This is a genomic window from Pseudomonas zhanjiangensis, assembly GCF_041027545.1.
GTDB classification, from domain to species: domain Bacteria; phylum Pseudomonadota; class Gammaproteobacteria; order Pseudomonadales; family Pseudomonadaceae; genus Aquipseudomonas; species Aquipseudomonas zhanjiangensis.
In genome coordinates, this window is sequence record NZ_JBFTEG010000009.1 from 157,729 (window position 1) to 176,111 (window position 18,383).

Sequence of the window (18,383 nt, forward strand, 5' to 3'; positions counted from 1 at the left end):
GGCAATATCCTCCGGGCGCGCTCAGCGCAGCTGGGCCAGCGCCTGGCGGAAGGCCGGCGGCAACTGGCTGCCCATGCGCAGGCGGCCATCAAGCTGGGTGAAGATGCCCATGCGCGCGAGCCAGTCCTCGAACTCCGGTGCCGGCTTCAGGCCCAGGCTCTGGCGGACGTAGAGCGCGTCGTGGAACGAGGTGGTCTGGTAGTTGAGCATCACGTCGTCGGAGCCGGGGATGCCCATGATGAAGTTGATCCCGGCCACGCCGAACAGGGTCAGCAGGGTGTCCATGTCGTCCTGGTCGGCCTCGGCGTGGTTGGTGTAGCAGACGTCGCAGCCCATCGGCAGGCCCAGCAGCTTGCCGCAGAAGTGATCCTCCAGGCCGGCGCGGATGATCTGCTTGCCGTTGTACAGGTATTCCGGGCCGATGAAGCCGACCACGGTGTTGACCAGGAATGGCTTGAAGTGGCGCGCCACCGCATAGGCGCGGGTCTCGCAGGTCTGCTGGTCGACGCCGTGGTGGGCGCCGGCCGAGAGGGCGCTGCCCTGGCCGGTCTCGAAGTACATCAGGTTGTTGCCCAGGCTGCCGCGACCCTGCGACAGGCCGGCCTCGTAGCCCTCCTGGAGGATCTTCAGGCTGATGCCGAAGCTGGCGTTGGCCGCCTCGGTGCCGGCGATCGACTGGAACACCAGGTCCAGCGGCACGCCGCGGTTGATCGCCTCGATCGAGGTGGTGACATGGGTCAGCACGCAGGCCTGGGTGGGAATCTCGTAGCGCTGGATGATGCCGTCGAGCATGCGCAGCATCTCGCAGATGGCGGCGATGCTGTCGCTGGCCGGGTTGATGCCGAGCATGGCATCGCCGTTGCCGTAGAGCAGACCGTCGAGGATGCTGGCGGCGATCCCGGCCGGCTCGTCGGTCGGATGGTTCGGCTGCAGGCGGGTGGACATGCGCCCGCGCAGGCCGACGGTGTTGCGAAAGCGGGTGACCACGCGGATCTTCTGCGCCACCAGGATCAGGTCCTGCACGCGCATGATCTTCGACACCGCGGCGGCCATCTCCGGCGTGAGGCCGGGGGCCAGGGCGCGCAGGCTGGACTCGTCGGCCGCCTCGCCGAGCAGCCAGTCGCGAAAGCCGCCCACGGTCAGGTGGCTGACGGCGGCGAAGGCGGCGCGGTCGTGGCTGTCGATGATCAGGCGGGTGACTTCATCGTCCTCGTAGGCGATCAGCGCCTCGTCGAGGAAGTGCTTTAGGGGGATGTCGGCCAGGCACATCTGCGCCGCCACCCGCTCGCCGTCGCTGCTGGCGGCGATACCGGCCAGGTAGTCGCCGGAGCGGGCCGGGCTGGCCTTGGCCATGACTTCCTTGAGGCTGTCGAAACGCCAGGTCAGGCCGCCGACGGCATGGGAGAAACTGCTCACAGAGGAATACTCCTGGGGACGGAAATGCCCCGCCGGGCTCGCGCCGCAGCGGGGCAGTGGTACTTACGCCTGGCTCAGCAGCGCATCCACGGGGGCATTGGCACGATGATGGGCGGTGAACTGGAAGTAGATATAGCCGGCGCTCATGATGCCGAGGAAGATCAAGCCGATCAGCGCATTGAACCAGACCATCGCCACCAGACACACCAGGGCCAGGCCCAGGGCGATGGCCGGTACCACCGGGTAGCCCGGGGCCTTGAAGCTGCGCTCCAGGTGCGGCTCGATCTTGCGCAGGCGGAACAGGCTGAGCATGCTCATGATGTACATGACGATGGCGCCGAATACCGCCATGGTGATCATCGCCGCGGTCAGGCTCATGCCCTGCAGGTTGACCAGGCCATCGCTGTAGATCGCCGCGATGCCCACCACGCCACCGGCGAGAATGGCCCGGTGCGGGGTCTGGAAGCGGTTCAGCTTGGCCAGGCCGCGCGGCAGGTAGCCGGCGCGGGCGAGGGCGAAGAACTGCCGCGAGTAGCCGAGGATGATGCCGTGGAAGCTGGCCACCAGGCCGAACAGACCGATCCACACCAGCATGTGCATCCAGTTGGAGTGCTCGCCGACCACCGCCTTCATCGCCTGCGGCAGCGGATCGTTGATGTTCGACAGCTCGCGCCAGTCGCCGACGCCGCCGGCCATGATCATTACGCCGATGGCCAGGAACACCAGGGTCAGGATGCCGCTGACGTAGGCGCGCGGGATGGTGCGTTTGGGGTCCTTGGCTTCTTCGGCGGCCATGGCCGCGCCTTCGATGGCCAGGAAGAACCAGATGGCGAAGGGAATGGCGGCGAAGATCCCGGCGATCGAGGCGCTGCTGAAGCTGTTCTCACCGGCCCAGCCGTTGAGGGCGAAGTTGCTGAAGCTGAAGCCCGGGGCGACCACGCCCATGAACACCAGCAGCTCGGCCACCGCCAGCACCGTGACCACCAGCTCGAAGGTGGCGGCGATGCTCACGCCGAGGATGTTCAGGCCCATGAATACCAGATAGGCGCCGACGGCGGCATGCCTGGGATCCAGCTCGGGAAACTGCACGTTGAGGTAGGCGCCGATGGCCATGGCGATGGCCGGCGGGGCGAAGACGAACTCGATCAGGGTGGCGATGCCGGCGATCAGACCGCCTTTCTCGCCGAAGGCCCGGCGGCTGTAGGCGAAGGGGCCGCCGGCGTGGGGAATGGCGGTGGTCAGTTCGGTGAAGCTGAAGATGAAGCAGGTGTACATGGCCGCCACCATCAGGGCGGTGATCAGGAACCCCAGGGTGCCGGCGGTGCCCCAGCCGTAGCTCCAGCCGAAGTACTCGCCGGAGATCACCAGGCCGACGGCGATGCCCCAGAGGTGCAAGGTTCCCAATGTCGGTTTCAGTTGCGTAGTCATTTTTCTCATTCCTCTGCCCAAAGGCATGCACGGTTGGCTGAGGTCGATGGTAGGACGAGGCGGACGGCGAAACTTGACCCTGGCTGACCGTGACGGTTGCCTGCGGTCAAATCTGCTCGCGCCGAGACGGGGCGCGGCCTGCGCGTTTTGCCCCGCTTCGAGGCAGGGGCGCCGAGGAGGCATTGGCGGGGCGCAGGCGAGGGCCAAGGCACGGGATTTGCTTGAGTGCTTCACCCTTAGCCAGCAGCCGGTCGCCGCCATGAGCCAGTCCCTGTTTGCCAGTGCCAGCCTCGCCCCAGCCAGCAATGTCGGTGTGTTGTCGGCCGCCGCCAGCGGTCTGGAGGGGTTCATCACCGATCAGGGCGGTGACCTCGACCGGGTGTTCGGCCGGACCGGCATCGACCCGGAGCAGCTGCGCCATCCCACCCTCAGCCTGCCGCTGACCAGCTACTGCCAGGTGCTGGAAGAGGCGGCGCGGCAGTCCGGTTGCGACAACTTCGGCCTGCGCTACGGCCAGCAGTTTCGTCCCCGGGCCCTGGGCCTGCTGGGTTATGTCGGGCTGTGCTCTGAGACCCTGGAAGACGCCCTGCGCAACTTCGCCGCGGCCTTCCCCTTTCACCAGCACAGCAGCCTGATCCGCCTGGTCGACTGCGGCGAGTGTTACCGCTTCGACTACCAGGTGCAGCACGACGCCATTCTCGATCGCCGCCAGGACGCCGAGCTGACCATGGGCATGGTCACCAACCTGCTGCGCCATGTGCTCGGCGAAGGCTGGGCGCCGCGGGCCCTGACCTTCGAGCACCGCCGCCCGGAGCAGTGGCAGGAGCATGCCGAGGTGTTCGGCGCGCCGGTGCAGTTCGGTCGGCCGTGCAACTCGCTGCTGGTGTCCAAGGGCGATCTGCAGGGCCGGCTGATGCCCGAGCGTGATGCCAACCTGCTGTTCCTGGTGCAGGACGTGATTCGCCGCCTGGGCGAGCAGGATGCCGGGCCGAGCCTGGTCGAGGACGCCGGCACCCAGATCCGCCTGGCGCTGGTGCGCGGCGAGCCGGTGCTGGAGCAGATCGCCGAACAGCTGGGCCTGACCGCCCTGGGGCTGCAGCGGCGCCTGCGCGACGCCGGCCTGAGCTTCACCCAGCTGGTCGAGCAGACCCGCCGCGAGCTGGCGCTGCACTACCTGCGCCAGGGCAGTCGACCGGTGTCCGAGCTGGCCACCCTGCTCGGCTACTCGGAAACCAGCGCCTTCTCGCGCGCCTTCCGCCGCTGGTTCGGGGTGAGTCCGCGGCAGTGGCGCGACGCCTGAGCCGGGCACAAACGAAAGCGCCGCCCGAAGGCGGCGCTGTGTGGCTCAGGTGATCTAGAAGAAGCCGAGCGGGTTGATGTCGTAGCTGATCAGCAGGTTCTTGGTCTGCTGGTAGTGGTCGAGCATCATCTTGTGGGTCTCGCGGCCGACCCCGGACTTCTTGTAGCCACCGAAGGCGGCGTGGGCCGGGTACAGGTGGTAGCAGTTGGTCCACACGCGGCCGGCCTTGATCGCCCGGCCCATGCGGTAGGCGCGGTTGATGTCGCGGGTCCAGAGGCCGGCGCCGAGGCCGAACTCGGTGTCGTTGGCGATCGCCAGGGCCTCGGCCTCGTCCTTGAAGGTGGTCACCCCGACCACCGGACCGAAGATTTCCTCCTGGAACACGCGCATCTGGTTGCTGCCCTTGAGCAGGGTCGGCTGGATGTAGTAGCCGCCGGCCAGGTCGCCGCCGAGTTGCTCCACCTTGCCGCCGGTGAGCAGCTCGGCGCCTTCCTGCTGGGCGATCTCCAGGTAGCCGAGGATCTTGTCGAACTGCTGCTCGGAGGCCTGGGCGCCGACCATGGTCTCGGTGTCCAGCGGGTCGCCGCGCTTGATCTGCTGGACCTTCTTCATCACCTCGTCCATGAACGCCGGGTAGATCGACTCCTGCACCAGCGCGCGGGATGGGCAGGTGCACACCTCGCCCTGGTTGAAGAACGCCAGCACCAGGCCTTCGGCGGCCTTCTCGATGAAGGCCGGCTCGGCCTGCATGATGTCCTCGAAGAAGATGTTCGGCGACTTGCCGCCCAGCTCGACGGTGGACGGGATGATGTTCTCGGCGGCGCACTTGAGGATGTGCGAGCCCACCGGGGTGGAGCCGGTGAAGGCGATCTTGGCGATGCGCTTGCTGGTGGCCAGGGCCTCGCCGGCCTCCTTGCCGAAGCCGTGGACCACGTTGAGCACGCCGGCCGGCAGCAGGTCGCCGATCAGTTCCAGCAGCACGGTGATGCCCAGCGGGGTCTGCTCGGCAGGCTTGAGCACGATGGCATTGCCGGCGGCCAGGGCCGGGGCCAGTTTCCAGGCGGCCATCAGCAGCGGGAAGTTCCACGGGATGATCTGCCCGACCACGCCCAGCGGCTCGTGGAAGTGGTAGGCGGCGGTGTGCTCGTCGATCTCGGCGGCGCTGCCTTCCTGGGCGCGGATGCAGCCGGCGAAATAGCGGAAATGATCGGCGGCCAGGGGGATGTCGGCGTTCAGCGTCTCGCGCACGGCCTTGCCGTTGTCCCAGGTCTCGGTGACGGCCAGCAGCTCGAGGTTGGCCTCGATGCGCTCGGCGATCTTCAGCAGCACCCGCGAGCGCTCCTGGGCCGAGGTCTTGCCCCAGGCATCGGCGGCGGCATGGGCGGCGTCCAGGGCCAGCTCGATGTCGGCGGCCGCGGAACGCGGAAATTCGGCGATCGCCTGGCCGTTGACCGGCGAGGTGTTGGTGAAGTACTGGCCGCCCAGCGGGGCGACGAACTCGCCACCGATGTAGTTGCCATAGCGGGACTTGAAGGACACGACGGCGCCGGGGGTGCCGGGTTGGGCATAACGCATGGTGAATCTCCTGGCTCTTGTGCTTGTAGGGAGTACGCGCTGTTGCGCTTGATCTGCCAAGAGCAAGGGCTGGGCCAGGTTGCCATATCGCCCGTTTGCAGCCCCTCGGCCGGCTCCCCGGGTGCTCCCGGGAGGGCACTGTCGCGGTTCGGGGACAACCCCGGGTGACACTCTGTCACCTACGCGGGACAGTCCGCCTGGTGCGGCCCTGGCCGTCGTTGCAATGTGCCGCGGCCTGATGGATGCTGGCCGACGTAGCCGTTGACGCGGTGGAGAACAATAACAATGAACAACGCCCTGAACCGCCACGTTCAGCAGGTGCTGACCCTGGCACAAGGCAAGGCGCAGCTGGCCGGTCCGGCTGCCGACCCCTCGGTGGCACGCTCCTGGCTGCGTTGCCTGCAGCAGCATCGCCTCGACCCCGCGCAGTCGATGGCGCCGGCGGTGTTGGAGCATGCGCGCATGCTCGAATGCCGCGAGCGCTCCCGACAGGTGCTGGAGATCGCCAATGGCGAGATGAACAGCCTGCACCGCCAGCTGGCCGGCTCCGGCCACGCGGTGCTGCTCACCGATGCCCGCGGGGTGATCCTCAACTGCGTCACCGAACAGGCCGAGCAACGCACCTTCGAGCAGGCCGGCCTGTGGCTCGGCGCCGACTGGAGCGAGGCCTGCGAGGGCACCAACGGCATCGGCACCTGCCTGGTCGAGCGCCAGCCACTGACCATCCATCAGGACGAGCACTTCCGCAGCCGCCACACCGGGCTGACCTGCTCGGCCAGCCCGGTGTTCGATCCCCATGGCGAACTGCTGGCGGTGCTCGACGTGTCCTCGGCGCGCCACGATGTCTCGCGCCAGAGCCAGTTCCACACCATGGCCCTGGTCAACCTGTCGGCCAAGGCCATCGAGGGCTGCTACTTCCTGCGCAGCTTCGAGGGCGAGTGGCTGCTGCGTTTCCATGCCCAGGCCGAGTACATCGGCCTGTTCAGCGAGGGCCTGCTGGCCTTCGACGGCAATGGCCGGGTGCGCGCGGTCAACCAGAGCGCGATCAACCTGCTCGGCCTGGACCGCAGCCAGTTGCTCGGGCGCAGCCTGGAAGAGGTGTTCGACTGCCGCCTCGATGAGCTGCTCGGCCGTGCCTCGGCGCAGCCGAGTGCCAGCTGGCCGCTGTACAGCCAGCAGGGCCGGGCCCTGTTCGCCATGCTCAGAGGGCAGCCGCGGCGCAGCGCCCAGGCGGGCGCGCCGGGGGCGGTGGTCGCGCCCGGCCTGTGCCTGGCCGACCCGGCGCTGCAGGAGGCTTTCCGCCGCAGCCTGCGGGTCTACGAGCGCGACGTGCCGCTGCTGATCGGCGGCGAAACCGGCAGTGGCAAGGAGGCTTTCGCCAAGGCCGTGCACCGGGCTGGTTCGCGTGGCGGCAAGCCCTTCGTCGCCCTCAATTGTGCGGCCATTCCCGAGAGCCTGATCGAGAGTGAACTGTTCGGTTACCGCGGCGGCAGCTTTACCGGCGCGCGCAAGGAGGGCATGCGCGGCAAGCTGCAGCAGGCCGACGGCGGCACCCTGTTCCTCGACGAGATCGGCGACATGCCGCTGGCCTTGCAGACGCGCCTGCTTCGCGTGCTCGAGGAGCGCCAGGTGGAGCCCATCGGCGGGGTGGCGCAGGCGATCGATGTGCGGGTGATCAGCGCCAGCCACCGCGACCTGAGCCAGCAGGTCGCCGCCGGGCAGTTCCGCGAGGACCTCTATTACCGCCTCAACGGCCTGGCCATCGATTTGCCGCCGTTGCGCGCGCGCAGCGACAAGGCCCAGCTGTTGCAGCACCTGCTCGACGAGGAGGCCCGTGACCAGGTGCTGCGCCTGGAAGAACGCGCCCGCCAGGCGCTGCTCGACTACCACTGGCCGGGCAACGTGCGCCAGCTGCGCAATGTACTGCGCACCCTGGTGGCGCTGTGCGAGGGAGGGCTGATCGGCCATGCTGAGCTGCCGGCGGAGATTCGCCGGCTGCCGGCCCTGGCCGATCCGGGCGCAGTCAACCCGCCCGCCACACCGCTGGAGGATGCCGAGCGCAGCGCCCTGCTCGCGGTGCTGGAGGGTCAGCGCTGGCACATGACGCGCAGCGCCAAACAGCTGGGCATCAGCCGCAACACCCTCTACCGCAAGCTGCACAAGCATGCCATCGCCCCACGCGGCTGATTGGCGGGTTGACGAGGCTGGCGGGAGGCTGGTGGCAGTTGCAGTGGTGCAGCCATGGCAATCCCGGCGGTTGTCTACCTGGCGATAGGCCTTGCGCGTGCAGCGTCGTTCGATGAAGCAGGCGGCCAGAGTTCCTGTTCGTAGTCTTCCTGGACGGTGATCACCAGCTCTACCGGGGAGATCCGCTCAAGTCGTTGCGAGTCTGTTGGGTGCCGCTTCGCTATTGCCTGCTTACTGCCTTGATAGGCAGCAAACAGATACGAAAGCGCCTCAGAAACGAAAAAGGCCCACCGTGAGGTGAGCCTAAGTCGTAGATTTGGATGGTGCCGGCACCAGGAGTCGAACCGATAGCCCATATGCCCTGCAAATAAAGGCGCTATCTTTTTGTAAAACATCAAAAAGTACTCAGATGGGTACTCATCTGTTTGCCTTGGTCTCGCCGCCGCAGCCGCCACTATCACTGAACAAGAAACAGTCAGCGTGCGGATTCGGCAGTGGTTGAGGCGCGCCGACACCACTACCGAGGCATGCTGCTGGTGCGAGTCACAACCGGAGGGCTCGCCTACCTTCAGCGGCGCTAATGAAGCAGGTCAGCATGCCCTGGAATCCCGCGCATGCCGCAAAAACTGCCTAAGCCTCGCTACCCTGGCATTCAGCCCTTCCATTCCGCAGTGCGAAATGGCGAAGCCTGCAGGCCGCAGCGGGGAGCCAATGCGCCGACCACAGACTCAGCAAAGCCATCGAATCAGATCGTGCCACCTAGGGAGTGTCGCTCATGAGCCGGTTACACAAAAAATCGGACACCCTCTTTTCCGTTTCGTGGACCGCTATTCGTGCCGTGATCGCGGTGCGCCAAGGGCATAGCGCAAGGGCGAGACTCTTCTTGTTAATAAATGATTGTCAACCATTAACCATGGTGGTAGTTTTTGCCCATGCCGCCAAGCGAGTGCGGATTCCCCAATGCAGTGACAGTTAGCGGAGGATTTACAGATGGCAGAATTCGAACGGGCCACTTCGGCCAAGCCGCGCTTTACCCAGGACGAGTGGAATGTCCGTGTCGACCTGGCGGCGATGCATCGCCTGGCCAATGTCTACGGTTACGACGATATCGTCTGGAACCACATCACCGCGCGCGTGCCTGGCACCGATCATCATTTCCTGATGAATCATTTTGGCCTGCATAACACCGAGATCACTGCTTCCAATCTGATCAAGATCGACGAGCACGGCAACGTGCTGGACGGCCCGCCCGAGGTGAACACCGCCGGTTTCGTGATTCACCGTGGCATCCACATGACCATCCCCGACGCGCTGTTTGTATTCCACTCGCATGCCCCGGCCGGCCTGGCTGCCACTGCGATTCGAGACGTCGTGCACCTGGTGCAGGACTCTTCGATGCTCTACGGCAAGATCGGCTACCACGAGTGGGAAGGTCTGTCGGTCGACACCGACGAAAGCCTGCGCATCGCCGAGAGCCTGGGCCGGAACAAGTGCCTGATCATGCGCAATCACGGCTTCCTCACCGTAGGCGAGACGGCCGGCGAGGCCTTCATGAACATGCATTACCTGGTGCGCGCTTGCGCCAACATGCTGCAGGCCTGCGCTACCGGTCTGCCGTTGGCCGAGACCGACCCGGCCATGTGGGAAAAGGCGGCCAAGCAGTATGAAGCCTTCGTTCCCGGCAAGTACGAGTGGCCGGCGCTGCTGCGCCAGGTCGACCGCATCGATCCGTCCTACAAGTACTGAGCCCAGCCATTTCCTGATCGGAGTCCGATATGCACGTTTCCCTACAAGGTAAGCGCGCCTTCATTACCGCCGGCGGTGCCGGCATGGGCCGCGCCACGGCGCTGGCCATGCACAAGCTCGGCGCCCAGGTGTTCACCTGCGACGTCGACGAGCAGGCGCTGTCGACCCTGCCCGATGGCATCAAGACCTTCGTGTCCGACGTTTCGAACCCGGACGCAGTCGATGCCATGTTCGATGAGATCCTGCCAGGCGGTCTCGACATTCTGGTCAACAACGCCGGCATCGGCGGGCCGACCAAGCCGGTCGAGAAGGTCACCAATGAGGAGTGGCGCGCCACCATGGGCGTGTGCATCGACTCGCAGTTCTATTGCGCGCGGCGCGCCGTCCCAGTGTTCCGCCAGCAGAAGGGCGGGGTGATCATCAATCTGGTTTCGGCCGCCGGAATCATGGGGTTCCCCAATCGCAGTCCCTATGTGGCGGCCAAGTGGGCGGTCACCGGCTTCACTAAGACCCTGGCCATGGAGCTGGGCCCGGACAACATTCGGGTCAACGGTATCGTGCCGGGCAACGTCAACGGCGAGCGTATGGAGCGGGTCATCAAGGCCCATGCCGAGGCGGAAGGGATAGATCCCGAAGAAGTCCGCCGGCTCTATGGCATCGGCGTGTCCATGCAGTGCTATGTCGACCCGGAGGAGATCGCCGACATGATCTGCTTCCTCTGCTCCGATTATGGCCGGCACGTCTCGGGTCAGATCGTCGGCGTCGATGGGCACACGGAAACCCTCTATCCGCGTCAGTGATCCTAGGGGCCGTCGTAAGGCAGCCCCCTGAGTCATTGGCCTTGATCCGGCAGGCGGGTAACCGAATGGCGAGCGCAACAGGCGCGTGGGAGAGTAGCGATGAGCGAAGCACTGGTGAAGGCGCGGGCTGATGGCACGGAGCCCGGTGTGGCCCGTGGCATCGGGTTGTGCCTGCTGGCGATGCTGGTATTCGCCAGTCAGGACGCCATCACCAAGGTGTTGGTGCAGGAATTTGCCGTCGCCCAGTTCGTCATGCTGCGCTACTGGTTGTTCGTCGTTTTCGCCCTGGTTTACTGCCACTGGCACGGCGGTGTGGGCGCGGCATGGCGCAGCGGTCTCCCCTGGCTGCAGCTGTTGCGCTCGTTGCTGGCCGTGGGCGAGATCGCCATCTTTAGCCTGGGCCTGCGTTATCTGGGGTTGGCCGAGAGTCACGCGCTCTTTGCGATCTTTCCGCTGCTGGCCTTGGCGCTGGCGCGGCTGTGGCTGGGGGAGTTTGTCGGCCTGCGCCGCTGGCTGGCGGCGGCGGTCGGTTTCCTCGGTACCCTGGTGATCCTGCGCCCGGGGCTCGGTTTGTTCGAGCCCGCCGCGTTGATCCCACTGTCGGCGGCTCTGTCGTTCGCCGTCTACAACCTGGTTACCCGCCGGGTCAGCCAAACGGACGGCTTCACCACCAACATGCTGTACATGGCCGTGGTCGGTGCGCTGGCTTCCAGTGCCTTCGGCCTGCCGGCCTGGCGGGACCCCGCCCCTGAGGAGTGGGGGTTGATGGGCATTTTGTCGGTCAGCGGCATTGCCGCTCACCTGTTGCTGATCAAGGCGCTGGCGTATGCCCCGGCCGCGGTCCTGCAACCTTTTAACTACAGCTTGCTGGTGTTCGCCATGCTCATTGGCTTGCTGGTGTTCGGGGAGTTTCCCGATGCATGGACCTTGGCCGGTGCTGCGCTGGTGGTCGCCGGTGGCCTCTATGCAATAGGCGCAAGTCCTTTACGTAAACAGTTGACTGTCTGATTTGGGAGAGAACGAGTAATGAAGATCGCGTTTATTGGTCTGGGCAACATGGGTGCGCCGATGGCCGCCAACCTGGTTAAGGCCGGCTTCGACCTGAATGTCCACGATGTCGATCCGGACAAGGCCAAGGCTCTGGTCGAGGCCGGTGCTCACTGGTCCGAGAGCCTGGAGGCGGCGGTCAGCGAGACCGATGTGGTGATGACCTCGCTGCCGTCCCCGGCCGTGATCAAGCAGGTTGCCGCCTCGCCAGACGGCTTGATCGCGCTGATGCGCGAGGGCGCGACCTGGATCGAGCTTAGTACCAACAATCTGGAGGTCTGGCGCGAAGTGCGTGCCCTGGCTGACGCCAAGCGCATCCGCACCCTGGATGCGCCCATCTCCGGCGGTGCCGAGGGCGCGGCGGCCGGCACCCTGACGGTGCTGGTGGGGGGCGATCGGCAAACCTTCGAGCAGTGTCAGCCGATTTTTGCGGCCATCGGCAAGCGTATCGACTATCTGGGCGAGGCCGGTGCCGGCTATGTCGCCAAGATCGCCCAAGTGGTGCTCTGCTACCTGCATTCGGTGGCCCTCTCCGAAGCGCTGATGCTTGGCGTCAAGGGCGGGGTGCCGGCGGACAAGATGCTGGCCATTATCCAGAACAGCACCGGGCGCAGCTATGTGGCCGACCGCTACGGCCCGAGCATCCTCAATGGCGACTACGACCCGACCTTCGAGCTGGGCCTGGCCCTCAAGGACATGCGCCTGACCCTGGAGCTGGCCGGCCAGGTCTCGGCCGAACTGCCGATGTGCGAGCAGGTCGAGAAGATCTACGCCCAGGCGGTCGATCAGTTCGGTGGCAAGGCGCCGCACCTGATGGCGGTCAAGCTGCTGGAGCAGGCCAACGACAAGCCCCTGCGTGCGTGAGCGCAGAGCGGGCGCCAGCGCTCGCTCATGAATGACATAGTGGCACTTCGGTGCTTTTAGCCCTGGATTCCAGGGCTTTTTTTATCCCATGGGCCGGTGAGGCCGGGCGACAGGAGAAGGCGATGAGTACGCGGGCGGGGGCGGCTGGGGCACTGTTGCTGAGCATGGGCCTGTTGATGATGGGCAACGGCCTCCAGGGGTCGCTGATCGCCCTGCGCGCCTCCCTGGAGGGCTTCTCTACCCAGGTCGCCGGGCTGTTGATGAGCGTCTACTTCATGGGCTTTCTGGCCGGCTCGACCCTAACCCCCAGGATGGTCGCGCGGGTCGGCCATGTACGGGTCTTCGCCGCGCTGGCCTCCCTGGCGTCGAGCGCGGTGGTGCTGCATCCGCTGTTCATCGACCCCTGGCTGTGGTGCGGCCTGCGCCTGGTCAGCGGCTTCTGCATCGCCGGGCTGTTCGTCGTCGCCGAGAGCTGGCTCAACGACGTGGCCAGCAACGCCACGCGCGGGTGCCTGCTGTCGCTCTATATGGTGGTGACCATGGCGGCCATGGCCGGCGGCCAGATGCTGCTCAAACTGGCGGACCCTGGGCGCTTCGACCTGTTCATCCTGATTACCGTGCTGGTGTCGCTGGCGCTGTTGCCGGTGCTGCTGAGCGTCAGCCCGGCACCGGCTTTTGCCGCGTCCGAACACCTCAATCTGCGAGCCCTGTATCGGCGCTCGCCCCTGGGCCTGCTCGGCTGTGTCGGCACCGGCCTGTCCACCGGCGCGGTTATGGGGATGGGGGTTATCTACGCCGAGCAGATCGGCCTGGGGCTGGACGACATCGCTCTGTACATGGGTCTGGTCTATGTCGGCAGTGTGGCGCTGCAGTGGCCTATCGGGCGCCTCTCGGATGCCTTCGACAGGCGCCGGGTGATCCTGCTGGTGAGCGGACTGTCGGCCGCCATGGCGCTGCTGGCGCTGGCCAGTACTGGCTTGTCGGCGCAGCTGGCTGTCGCCTTCCTTTTCGGCGGCCTGTCGTTTCCGCTCTATTCACTGTGCGTGGCCCATACCAACGACGCCTTGACTCCGCGGCAGATGGTGGCGGCGAGCAGTCACCTGGTGCTGGCATTCGGCGTCGGCGCGGCCTTGGGGCCGAGCCTGGCGGCGGCTTGCATGGGGCGCCTCGGCGCCGATGGTTTCTACCTCTACCTGGCGGCGGTGCACCTGCTCATCGGCCTGTTCACCCTCTACCGCATGACGCGGCGCCGTCCCGTGCCGTTGGACGAGCAGGGGACCTGCGTGCCGCTCGCCTCCGCGGCCAGCCAGGTGGTGCTGGCCATGGCTCAGGAGGCCGCGGGCGGCCAGCCTGCGGCGCAGCAAGAGACACCTGCCGCTGCCGGGCAGGCAGAGGCTACACGCCAGGCGCAGCCTTGACGCTGGGCCCCGCACGCCTGTCGCGTTACGGAGCTTGGCCAGGCTGTTGGGTACACCCGAGCGGCCACATCGGCGGCTACCTGTAACTCGTGTCGCATCATCGGGCAGCGGCCAATGCCAATTGCATCAGGGTCGCTGTTGTCGTGGCCGCAGCCAATTTTACCGGCGCTGTATGAGGCGCTCATTGTTTCGCCGCAGTGGCTCGGGCGCGACGTTATGCCGGCATACAGGATGTAGTGAGTAGCTGCCCGATCGGGCACCGGCAGAGGAAGGTGAGCCCGCCCTAGGCAGGGTCAAGGCCAATGATCGAATGGAGGGAAGACGGCATCGAGAGCGAGCGGCAAGAGGAGGTCGGGTGGTGAGGCGAGTCAGGGCATAGGGCAAATGACGGGCGCGACCTGGGTCGCGCCCGTCGTTTGTGTCTTACTTGAGGCCGGCGATCACTTGCTCGGCCACCTCCTTCGGCACCCAGGATGTCCAGATATCCTGCTGGTTCTTGAGGAAGTGGCGGGCGACTTCCTCGGGATCGGCCTTGTTGTCCTCGCCCCAGGCCAGCAGCTTGTTGACCGTATCGTTCTCGAAGCTGACCTTGCTGAGGAATTGGTAGAGCTCCGGCGCGCCATCCTTGAGCTTGCTCGACACCAGGGTGTTGACGTCGACCACCGGATAGCCGCCTGCACTCGGGTTCTGGCAGTTGGCTTCGGCGTTGCAGGAGTCGTTAGCCGGGTCGTACGGGTTCATGTCCAACTTGACCATGTCGTGCTTGCCCAGGATGGCCGAGGGTGCCCAGTAGTAGAAGAACACCGGCTTCTTGCGCTTGTAGTTGGACACGATTGCCGAGTCCAGCGCGGCGCCGGAACCTGCCGAGTAGATCTCGTACTGCTGGTCCAGGCCATAGCCGCGGAACAGGTTGGTGCTCCTGATTTCATTGGACCAACCGGGGAGGCTGTTATAGAAGCGTCCCTTGTCGCCATTCGGGCTCTTGAACAGGTGGCTGTAACGGGCCATGTCCTGAACAGATTTGATGTCGGGGTATTGATCGACCACGTACTTGGGCACCCACCAGGCGTCCATTCCACCGCCGGCGAAGACCTTGCCAGCGATGCTCACGGTGCCCTTCTGCACGCCCTCGTCCAGCAGCGTGGCAATGTTGCTGCTCCATACCTCCGGTGCGATGTGCGGCCGACCCTTCTTGACCATGGTGGTGGCGGTGGTGACGGTTTCGCCGGGAATCAGCTCCGTCTTGCAGCCATAGCCGAGTTCGAGAATCTTCGATTCGATCTGAGCGATCGCCGAGGCCGAGGCCCAGCTCATGTCGGCGATCTGGATCGTCTCGGCAACCGGGCAGGCTGCCTGGGCACTCAGCGCGCCGGCCGAGAGCAGAGACGCGGCCAGGAACGAGAGCTTTTTCGCGCGTGTATTCATGCTTCACCTCTAGTTGTTGTAGATGTATTCACGAATGTTGCGGTACTGCGGTGTTGCCGGATGCACCCGAGGCGGCCAGCGGGCGCTGGCTGCCAATTGGTTTGGGGAATGTTGGCCGGGCTGGTTTTAACGGCCCGGCCGCTCTGCGCGCTGGCGCAGCGGAATGCTCAGCGGTTGAGTGCGGCCATCACATCGGCCTTGTCCAGGTAGCCGACCAGCGTGCCTTTGTCGTTCTGCACCGCCAGGGCGTCATCGCTCTGCATCATCAGCGGCAACACATCGTCCAGCGACTGGTTCAGGAGCACATGCTGAGCAGGGGCGCGGCGCGGAATGGCGCTATCGCCTGCATTGACCATGCTCAGCGCCGGTTTGCGCACGAGGTGGCTGACGCGGATCGCCTTGTAGCGATTGACCCCGCCGATGAACTCCTTGACGTAGTCCGTGGCTGGACGCATCAGGATGTCTGATGGGGTGCCCTGCTGAACCAGCTCGCCGTCCTTGAGGATGGCGATGCGGTCACCGATCTTCAGCGCCTCGTCGAGGTCGTGGGTGATGAACACGATGGTCTTGTTCAGCTTCTTCTGCAGGACCAGCAGCTGATCCTGCATCTCGCTCTTGATCAGCGGGTCGAGGGCGCTGAAGGCCTCGTCCATCAGCAGGATGTCGGGGTCGTTGACCAGCGCCCGGGCCAGGCCGACGCGCTGCTGCATGCCGCCGGACAGTTGCCGCGGGTAGTGCTTCTCGACCCCAGCCAGACCGACCTGCTCCAGCCAGTAACAGGCTTTTTCCTCGCGTTCGGCGCGGGCCACGCCCTGTACCTTGAGGCCGAAGGCGGCGTTGGCCAGCACCGTGTCGTGGGGGCACAGGCCGAACCGCTGGAACACCATGCTGACCTTGTGCCGGCGGTAGTGCTCGAGTTCCTTCTTGCTGAATTTCAGTACGTCCTGACCATCCACCAGGACCTGGCCGCTGGTCGGCTCGATCAGGCGGTTGAAGTGGCGGATCAGGGTCGACTTGCCCGAGCCGGACAGGCCCATGATCACATGGATATGCCCGGCTTCGATGGCCATCGAGACGTCGTTGAGGCCGACCACGTTGCCGGTCTGCTTGAGGATCTCGCTCTTGCTGGCGCCGCCCTTGATCTTGGCAATGGCGGCGGTCGGATCCGCACCGAACACCTTGTAGATGTTCTTGATCTCGATCTTGTAATTGCTGCTCATAGTCCTACCCAATCAGCTGTTGGTGTGCAGGTGCGCCTGAGCGCGCTTGCCAAAGGCCTGGGTGATGCGGTCGAAGACCACGGCCAGGATGACGATGGCCAGGCCGGCCACCAGGCCGCGGCCCACTTCCAGGCGGGTGATGCCCTGCAGCACTTGAAAGCCCAGGCCCTGGGCGCCGATCATCGAGGCGATCACCACCATCGACAGGGCCATCATGGTGGCCTGGTTGATGCCGGCCATGATGCTCGGCAGGGCCAGGGGAATCTGTACCCAGAACAACTTCTGCAGGCGGTTGGCGCCGAAGGACTGGGCCGCCTCGATGATTTCGCCGTCGACATGGCGAATGCCCAGGTCGGTCAGGCGGATCAGCGGCGGCACCGCATAGACCACGGTGGCCAGTACCGCAGGAATCTTGCCAGGGCCGAACAGCATGATGGCCGGGATCAGGTAAACGAAGCTGGGCATGGTCTGCATGATGTCCAGCACCGGCAGCATCAGCGCGCGAAAGCGGTTGGACCAGGACATCAGGATGCCCAGCGGAATGCCGATGACGGTGGCCACCAGGGTGCATACCAGCATCAGCGCCAGGGTGCGCATGCCGTCTTCCCAGAGGCCGAGAAAGCCGATGGCGAGCATGGCGGCGACGATCCCCACGGTCAGGGAGAGCTTGCGCGCGCTGGCATAGGCCACGGCGGAAACCAGGCCGACGATCAGCCACCAGGGGCTGCCCAGCAACAGGGACTCGAAGAAGTCCAGCAATTGCAGGAAGGGATTGAACGCCTCTTCGAGGAAGGTCGCCCACTGGATGACGAATTGCTCGATGGCATCGTCGACGGCGCCCCGGAAGTAACGGGGGTCTATCAGTTCTGGAAACATGGCGGAGTGCCTCGCGTCAGTCGGGCGCGACTGCCGTCGCGCCGGGTGGCTGGTGGTTACTTGAGCTTGGCAAGTACGTTGTCGGCGACATCCTTGGGCACCCAGGCGGTCCAGATGTCCTGATGGTTCTTCAGAAAGTATTCGGCGGTCTGCTCGGGGTCGGCGCTGTTGTCCTCACCCCAGGCCAGCAGCTTGTTCACGGTGTCGTTCTCGAACTGGACGCTGCTCAGGAACTGATAGATCGACGGCGCGTCGTTCTTGATCTTGCTGGCCACCACGGTGTTCACCTCAACCACAGGGAAGCCGCTCTTGGCCGGTGCCTGGCAATTGGGTTCGGCGTTGCAGGAGTCGTTGGCCGGGTCATAGGCGTCCATCTCCAGCTTGACCATGTCGTACTTGCCGAGAACCGCCGAGGGCGCCCAGTAGAAGAAGAAGATCGGCTTTTTGCGCTTGTAGTTCGACACGATGGCCGCATCGAGAGCGGCACCGGAGCCGGCCGAGTAGACGTCGTACTGCTCATCCAGGCCATAAGCTTTCATCAGGTTGCTGCTGCGCGCTTCGCTGGACCACCCGGGAATGCTGTTGTAGAAGCGCCCCTTGTCCGAGCCGGACGCCTTGAACAGCTCGGCATGGCGGGCCATGTCCTGTACCGACTTGATGTCCGGGTACTGCTCCACGACGTATTCGGGCACCCACCAGGCATCAACGCCGCCGTCGGCAAACACCTGGCCGGCTACGCTGACGGTGCCTTTCTGCTCACCTTCGGCGAGCAGCTTCTTGGCATTGCTGCTCCAGAGTTCCGGGGCGATGTGCGGGCGACCCTTCTTGACCATGGTGGTGGCGGTGGTGACGGTCTCGCCTGGGACGAACTCGGTCTTGCAGCCGAAGCCATGCTCGAGAATCTTCGACTCCACATGAGCAATGGTCGAGGCCGAGGCCCAGCTCATATCGGCGATCTGGATCGTCTCGTCGATTTCGCATTTGCCTTGAGCCGCGAGCGCATTGGCGGACAGGATGCAGGCGGCCAGCGCGCTGAGGGTTTTGATGGATGTGCTCATGATTTACCTCTTGTACTTGTTTT

At 65.2% G+C, this 18,383-nt stretch carries 14 protein-coding genes; 7 read left to right on the plus strand and 7 right to left on the minus strand.

All coding sequences use genetic code 11. The annotated features are described in order from the left end of the window. Positions 1-21: 21 nt before the first annotated feature. Entirely contained in the window at positions 22-1,416 is a 1,395-nt protein-coding gene (locus tag AB5S05_RS12950; RefSeq protein WP_369287945.1) for an ethanolamine ammonia-lyase subunit EutB, read from the minus strand. A 63-nt stretch (positions 1,417-1,479) separates the two neighbouring features. Next, a complete protein-coding gene (eat, locus tag AB5S05_RS12955; RefSeq protein WP_369287946.1) occupies positions 1,480-2,853 on the minus strand; it encodes an ethanolamine permease in 1,374 nt (457 codons plus the stop codon). 250 nt (positions 2,854-3,103) lie between these two features. Between eat and qhpR the strand changes: the two genes are divergently transcribed. Further along, positions 3,104-4,144 (plus strand): AraC-like transcriptional regulator QhpR, encoded by a 1,041-nt coding sequence (qhpR, locus tag AB5S05_RS12960; RefSeq protein WP_369287947.1) that lies wholly within the window; start codon positions 3,104-3,106, stop codon positions 4,142-4,144. A 54-nt stretch (positions 4,145-4,198) separates the two neighbouring features. Here qhpR and exaC read toward each other — a convergent pair whose 3' ends face one another. Next, positions 4,199-5,719: an acetaldehyde dehydrogenase ExaC gene (gene exaC, locus AB5S05_RS12965; RefSeq protein WP_369287948.1), complete on the minus strand. Its 1,521-nt coding sequence runs from the start codon at positions 5,717-5,719 to the stop codon at positions 4,199-4,201. 285 nt (positions 5,720-6,004) lie between these two features. On the opposite strand from exaC, the gene AB5S05_RS12970 reads away from it, so the two are divergent. The 6 genes from AB5S05_RS12970 to AB5S05_RS12995 all read left to right on the plus strand — a co-directional run bounded on the left by AB5S05_RS12970 (position 6,005) and on the right by AB5S05_RS12995 (position 13,781). Next, on the plus strand, positions 6,005-7,906 hold the full coding sequence (locus AB5S05_RS12970; RefSeq protein WP_369287949.1) for a sigma-54-dependent Fis family transcriptional regulator: 1,902 nt from the start codon (positions 6,005-6,007) through the stop codon (positions 7,904-7,906). Between the two features lie 990 nt (positions 7,907-8,896). After that, entirely contained in the window at positions 8,897-9,652 is a 756-nt protein-coding gene (locus AB5S05_RS12975) for a class II aldolase/adducin family protein (RefSeq protein WP_369287950.1), read from the plus strand. Positions 9,653-9,681: 29 nt separating this feature from the next. Further along, a complete protein-coding gene (locus AB5S05_RS12980) occupies positions 9,682-10,452 on the plus strand; it encodes an SDR family oxidoreductase (protein ID WP_369287951.1) in 771 nt (256 codons plus the stop codon). A 99-nt stretch (positions 10,453-10,551) separates the two neighbouring features. Beyond that, on the plus strand, positions 10,552-11,460 hold the full coding sequence (locus AB5S05_RS12985) for a DMT family transporter (RefSeq protein ID WP_369287952.1): 909 nt from the start codon (positions 10,552-10,554) through the stop codon (positions 11,458-11,460). An 18-nt stretch (positions 11,461-11,478) separates the two neighbouring features. Further along, entirely contained in the window at positions 11,479-12,363 is an 885-nt protein-coding gene (locus AB5S05_RS12990; protein WP_369287953.1) for an NAD(P)-dependent oxidoreductase, read from the plus strand. A gap of 122 nt (positions 12,364-12,485) precedes the next feature. Next, positions 12,486-13,781, plus strand: coding sequence for an MFS transporter (locus tag AB5S05_RS12995; protein WP_369287954.1), 1,296 nt, complete (start codon positions 12,486-12,488; stop codon positions 13,779-13,781). A gap of 423 nt (positions 13,782-14,204) precedes the next feature. On the opposite strand, the gene AB5S05_RS13000 is transcribed toward AB5S05_RS12995, so the two are convergent. The 4 genes from AB5S05_RS13000 to AB5S05_RS13015 form a co-directional block, all read right to left on the minus strand. After that, positions 14,205-15,206 (minus strand): ABC transporter substrate-binding protein, encoded by a 1,002-nt coding sequence (locus AB5S05_RS13000; protein WP_369287955.1) that lies wholly within the window; start codon positions 15,204-15,206, stop codon positions 14,205-14,207. A 167-nt stretch (positions 15,207-15,373) separates the two neighbouring features. Then, entirely contained in the window at positions 15,374-16,426 is a 1,053-nt protein-coding gene (locus AB5S05_RS13005) for a quaternary amine ABC transporter ATP-binding protein (protein ID WP_369287956.1), read from the minus strand. A 12-nt stretch (positions 16,427-16,438) separates the two neighbouring features. Next, positions 16,439-17,302: an ABC transporter permease gene (locus tag AB5S05_RS13010; protein WP_438943577.1), complete on the minus strand. Its 864-nt coding sequence runs from the start codon at positions 17,300-17,302 to the stop codon at positions 16,439-16,441. 56 nt (positions 17,303-17,358) lie between these two features. Further along, complete coding sequence (locus AB5S05_RS13015) at positions 17,359-18,360, minus strand: ABC transporter substrate-binding protein (RefSeq protein WP_369287957.1); 1,002 nt, start codon at positions 18,358-18,360, stop codon at positions 17,359-17,361. Positions 18,361-18,383 lie beyond the last annotated feature (23 nt).